The organism is Vulcanococcus sp. DEBay_Sum29NL08_54 (genome assembly GCF_017859255.1).
Lineage (GTDB): Bacteria > Cyanobacteriota > Cyanobacteriia > PCC-6307 > Cyanobiaceae > Vulcanococcus.
In genome coordinates this window covers 1-4,149 of sequence record NZ_JAFMNJ010000065.1, presented here as the reverse complement: position 1 = coordinate 4,149, position 4,149 = coordinate 1, and the positions used below count along the sequence as shown (strand labels likewise).

General features: G+C 64.2%; 6 protein-coding genes. 3 read left to right on the top strand and 3 right to left on the bottom strand.

Annotated features, from left to right (window positions below; all coding sequences use genetic code 11):
* The first annotated feature begins 255 nt into the window (after positions 1–255).
* Positions 256–1,056, top strand: a complete 801-nt coding sequence (locus QZ186_RS11325) for a PfkB family carbohydrate kinase (protein ID WP_296416912.1) — start codon at positions 256–258, stop codon at positions 1,054–1,056.
* A gap of 141 nt (positions 1,057–1,197) precedes the next feature.
* On the opposite strand, the gene QZ186_RS11315 is transcribed toward QZ186_RS11325, so the two are convergent.
* Positions 1,198–1,491: a cell division protein SepF gene (locus tag QZ186_RS11315; protein WP_010316767.1), complete on the bottom strand. Its 294-nt coding sequence runs from the start codon at positions 1,489–1,491 to the stop codon at positions 1,198–1,200.
* A gap of 87 nt (positions 1,492–1,578) precedes the next feature.
* On the opposite strand from QZ186_RS11315, the gene zupT reads away from it, so the two are divergent.
* Together zupT and QZ186_RS11305 are read left to right on the top strand one after the other, a co-directional pair.
* Complete coding sequence (gene zupT / locus QZ186_RS11310) at positions 1,579–2,454, top strand: zinc transporter ZupT (protein WP_010316768.1); 876 nt, start codon at positions 1,579–1,581, stop codon at positions 2,452–2,454.
* Between the two features lie 8 nt (positions 2,455–2,462).
* Entirely contained in the window at positions 2,463–3,623 is a 1,161-nt protein-coding gene (locus QZ186_RS11305) for a DUF4336 domain-containing protein (protein WP_296416906.1), read from the top strand.
* Here the strand turns inward: QZ186_RS11305 and QZ186_RS11300 are convergent.
* Positions 3,620–3,967, bottom strand: coding sequence for a DUF760 domain-containing protein (locus tag QZ186_RS11300; RefSeq protein ID WP_010316770.1), 348 nt, complete (start codon positions 3,965–3,967; stop codon positions 3,620–3,622). The genes QZ186_RS11305 and QZ186_RS11300 overlap by 4 nt on opposite strands.
* Before the next feature lie 29 nt (positions 3,968–3,996).
* Positions 3,997–4,149: S26 family signal peptidase (locus QZ186_RS11295; protein WP_296416910.1), on the bottom strand; the 153-nt coding region annotated here is incomplete at its 5' end.

Here is a 4,149-nt window from a genome sequence, read left to right as displayed (position 1 = left end):
GTATGGAAGTGATGCACGAGCGCAACGCTCACAACTTCCCCCTCGACCTGGCTGCGTCCGAGATCACCCCGGTGGCTCTGAGCGCACCGTCGATTGGCTGAGCCCCAACGGATCGGCTCCATTCCCAGAGCCCTCGCGTCAGCGAGGGCTTTTTTGTGTGCAGGCCCGCCTGGCTTTTGATGGAGTTCCAGCCGTTGTTCGTGCTTCGCTGTGTCCACCGACCCCGTTGTTTGGTCAGCACCGGAACTGCCGCCGATGCGTTTGGCCGTGGTTGGTCACATCGAGTGGGTGCAATTCCTGGCGGTTGATCAACTACCTCGACCGGGTGCCATTGGCCATGCGCTCCGCAGCCTGGAGGAGCCCGCCGGTGGTGGCGCGGTCGTGGCGGTGCAGATGGCGCGGCTGACCCAACAACCCGTTCAGTTCTTCACGGCCCTGGGGCGGGATGCGGTTGGGGAGGCCTGCGTGCAACGCCTCCAAGCCTTGGGTCTTGAGCTCCATGTGGCCTGGAGGGATGCTCCGACCCGGCGGGGCCTGAGCCTGGTGGATCCCGGAGGGGATCGGGCGATCACGGTGATCGGAGACCGCCTGAGCCCGTCCCTCAGTGATCCGTTGCCGTGGGAGGACCTGGCGGACTGCGATGGACTCTTCGTCACGGCGGCTGATGCGCCGCTCCTGCGTGCCTGCCGCGCCTCCAAGGTTCTGGCGGCCACACCGCGGGTCCGTCTACCCGTGCTGCAGGAGGCCGCTGTTCCCTTGGATGCCCTCATTGGCAGTGGCCTGGATCCTGGAGAGGCGGTGGATCCCACGCAACTCACACCCGCGCCCCGTGCCTTGATCCGCACCGAGGGAGCCGCCGGAGGCCACAGCGTTCCAGGCGGCCGGTACGACGCGGCTCCGCTTCCAGGGCCCCTGGTGGAGAGCTATGGCTGCGGCGACAGTTTTGCGGCAGGTGTCGTGACGGGCCTTGCGGCCCAACGGTCGCTCGCTGATTCCATCAGGCTGGGCGCCCAGTGCGGAGCAGCTTGTGCAACACGCTTTGGCCCCTATGGCTAACCGACTTGGTCGCCTGGCCCTGCGGGTCCTCAGGGTGACGGCAAGCACCGCCTCGATCATTGAGCTTCTGCGCTCCGATTGGACCGGAGGTGTCTCGGCTGGGCTGGCCTGGCTGTTGTTCGTGCAGTTGGAGCGCCGGGTTCAGGCCGGTTCGACGCATGATTCCGAGGAGCCGCTGAGCTGACTGACGCCGACCCCGGCCGGTGCACAGAGGTAGGTCCCATCACCCACACGCTCCATTTGGCCGTCCAGGGCATGGACGGCGCCGGCCACGAAATCGAGGATTCTCTGCGCTTCGCTGGGCTCCATTCCTTCGAGTTGCAGCACGACGCATTGGCGCTCCCGCACCGCTTCGACGGCATCGCTGGCCTGCTCGAACTGCCGGCAGCGCAGCACCGTGACCTGCGGGAGCCAGATCCCAAATGGCGTCTGCATGGCCCGCTCGTGCAGCGATGTCTGTGTTCTGCCCCATGTGGGGGCATCTGTCCAGGCGTTGCGGGTCGAGCCCGGGATTGTTGAAACGTGCCTGGATCGGCCGATCCGCCCACCAAGGGCCTCCTGGCCTGCGATCATCGAACCACCTTTGCCGAGGAGCCGGGCTTGGAAGCGCTGGACCACCAGGTACTGCCGGCCTTCCTGCTGACCCTCGGCGCAGGCCTGTCGACAGGGATCGGCAGTTGGCTTGGCGTGCTCAGCCGGCGCTTTAGCCCGGGATTACTGACGAGCGCCCTGAGCTTTTCTGCCGGGGTCATGATCTTCGTCTCCTTCGTGGAGATCTTCCCGAAGGCCCGCCAGTCCCTGACGCCTGCCCTGGGCACCAGCACGGCCTATCTCGTCACGGTTCTGGCCTTCTTTGCCGGGATGCTGGCTCTTGCGCTGATTGATCGCTTGCTCCCTTCGCACGAGTTGGCGATTTTGCCCTTGCGCGAAGGCTCCGATTCCTCGGCACTGATGCGCACTGGGCTGTTTTCGGCCCTGGCCATCGCGATTCACAACTTTCCCGAGGGGTTGGCCACCTTTGTGGCGGCGCTTTCTGAACCCCGGCTTGGCATTGGGATCGCCATCGCCATTGCCATTCACAACATCCCGGAGGGGCTCGCGGTCTCAGCGCCCGTGTATTACGCCACCGGTAGCCGAAGCAAGGCGTTCTGGATTTCCTTTGCCTCGGGCTTGGCGGAACCAGTCGGAGCGCTGATCGGCTACGTCTTTCTGCGGACCTTTCTCAATGACGTGGTTCTGGGCCTGGTGTTTGCCAGCGTCGCCGGAATCATGATCTACATCTGCTTCGACGAGTTGCTCCCGGCGGCCCAACGCACGGGCGCCAAGCACCACCTGATGATGTTCGGGGTCACCGCGGGGATGCTCGTGATGAGCATCAGCCTGGTGCTGCTGACCTGAAGCGCTCGATGGTTGCCGCTTCCGACCAGCGCTGGACTTGGTGGCCGTTGCTGCCCCTCTATCCCTACGGGCGCAAGCGCACGCTGGTGCGTGAGCTGATCCCAGACCAGCTCTGGAGTTTTGAGCAGCTCCAGGGTGTCTTTTACGTGGCGGTGCCCATCCGAATGACGGTGGTCCGTGTGCGTGGTGGCCTGATGCTCTATGCCCCAGTCGCGCCCACCGTCGAGGTCCGTCAGGCCCTTCGCTCCTTGGAGGAGCGTTTTGGAGCGGTCCAAACGATTGTGTTGCCGACGGCCTCAGGGTTGGAGCACAAGCTCCCTGTCCCGCCGATGGCACGGGCTTTTCCCAAGGCGGAGGTCTGGGTCACCCCCGGTCAGTGGAGCTTCCCGATCAACCTGCCTGCCAGCTGGTTGGGCTTCCCGCGGGCGCGAACCCGGGTGCTTCAGGAGGATGGCTATCCCCACAGCGACGAGCTGGTGTGGTCGTCCTTGGGTCCGCTTGACCTTGGGCTGGGTCGCTTTCAGGAATTTGCCTGCCTGCATCAGGCCAGTGGCTCGCTGCTGCTGACGGATGCCTTGGTGGCCATTAACCCGGAGCCACCACCCATTTTTGATTTCGATCCCACCCCCCTGCTCTTCCATGCCCGTGACAGCGGTGATCAACCCCTGACGGACACGCCGGAACTGCGCCAAAAAGGTTGGGAGCGTCTGGCTTTGTTTGCTTCGTTTTTGCGGCCGGAGGCCCTGGAGGTTCCACCCCTCCGCGAGCTGTTGTCCAAGGCGTTTCAGCCGGGCTGTCGCTCAGCCCGGAGTTATTTCGGCCTCTTCCCATTTCAGTGGCGCTCGAGTTCCCGTACTGCCTTTGAAGCGTTAACCCAGCCGAGCGGCTCGCTTCTGGTGGCACCCGTGCTGGAGCGCCTGGTTTTTCCTCGTGCCAGGCCCGTGGTGATTCGCTGGTTGCGGGAATTGGCGCAACTGCCCCAGGTGCGCTGGGTCGTGCCGGCCCATTACGACGCTCCTGTGCCCTGCTCCAACGAACAGTTGGCCCAGTTGGCCGATGCGTTCGAGCGCAGGGAGTGGGCCCCAAACGAGGGGAACTGGGACTACCTCGCCTCGATCGATCAGTTGTTGGTGCGCTCCGGTGTTGTTCCGGGTGAAGACTCGGCCTAGAGCCTGAGTTCGCCGGGGTCTGCGTCGGCGCCGCCGTCGTCGAACAGCGTTGCTTCCAATTCCATGCGCTGCTCCATTTGGCGCAGGAAATACCCCGTCATCATCGCCGAGGCGAGAAGACCAGCCAGATGGTCACGGCTGGCGGTGATCTTCACGTCGAATTGCTCACCGGGAATCATCCCGAGCAGGCCTTGGACGTTGTGCCGAATGATGTCTTGAATGTCGCCGCTGGCGGAGCGAGCCACGCGTTGCAACACGTCCGGAGACTGTTCCTGCAGGTACTGAATCAGGGAGTTGCCGCTGATCGGTTCGCTGTCGCTGGTCAGGAACTCCGGGTTGAACATTCCGGCGTGCTCCACGTCAGGGTTGCACCCTACCCCAGCTGATTCTCTGGCTCTGGGGCGGGGAACCGAATCAAACCGGCCCGCCTGAGGGGCCAGTAACGCAGAACAGCGGTGCCAATCAGATCCTGCTCGGGCAGTGGTCCCCAGACGTGGGAATCGAGGCTGGCATTGCGGTTGTCCCC

Bases quoted from the DNA above. Each gene is read 5' to 3' on its own strand.
- QZ186_RS11325 (WP_296416912.1), top strand. From the start codon at position 256: ATGCGTTTGGCCGTGGTTGGTCACATCGAGTGGGTGCAATTCCTGGCG.
- QZ186_RS11315 (WP_010316767.1), bottom strand. From the start codon at position 1,491: ATGCAGACGCCATTTGGGATCTGGCTCCCGCAGGTCACGGTGCTGCGC.
- QZ186_RS11305 (WP_296416906.1), top strand. From the start codon at position 2,463: ATGGTTGCCGCTTCCGACCAGCGCTGGACTTGGTGGCCGTTGCTGCCC.
- QZ186_RS11300 (WP_010316770.1), bottom strand. From the start codon at position 3,967: ATGTTCAACCCGGAGTTCCTGACCAGCGACAGCGAACCGATCAGCGGC.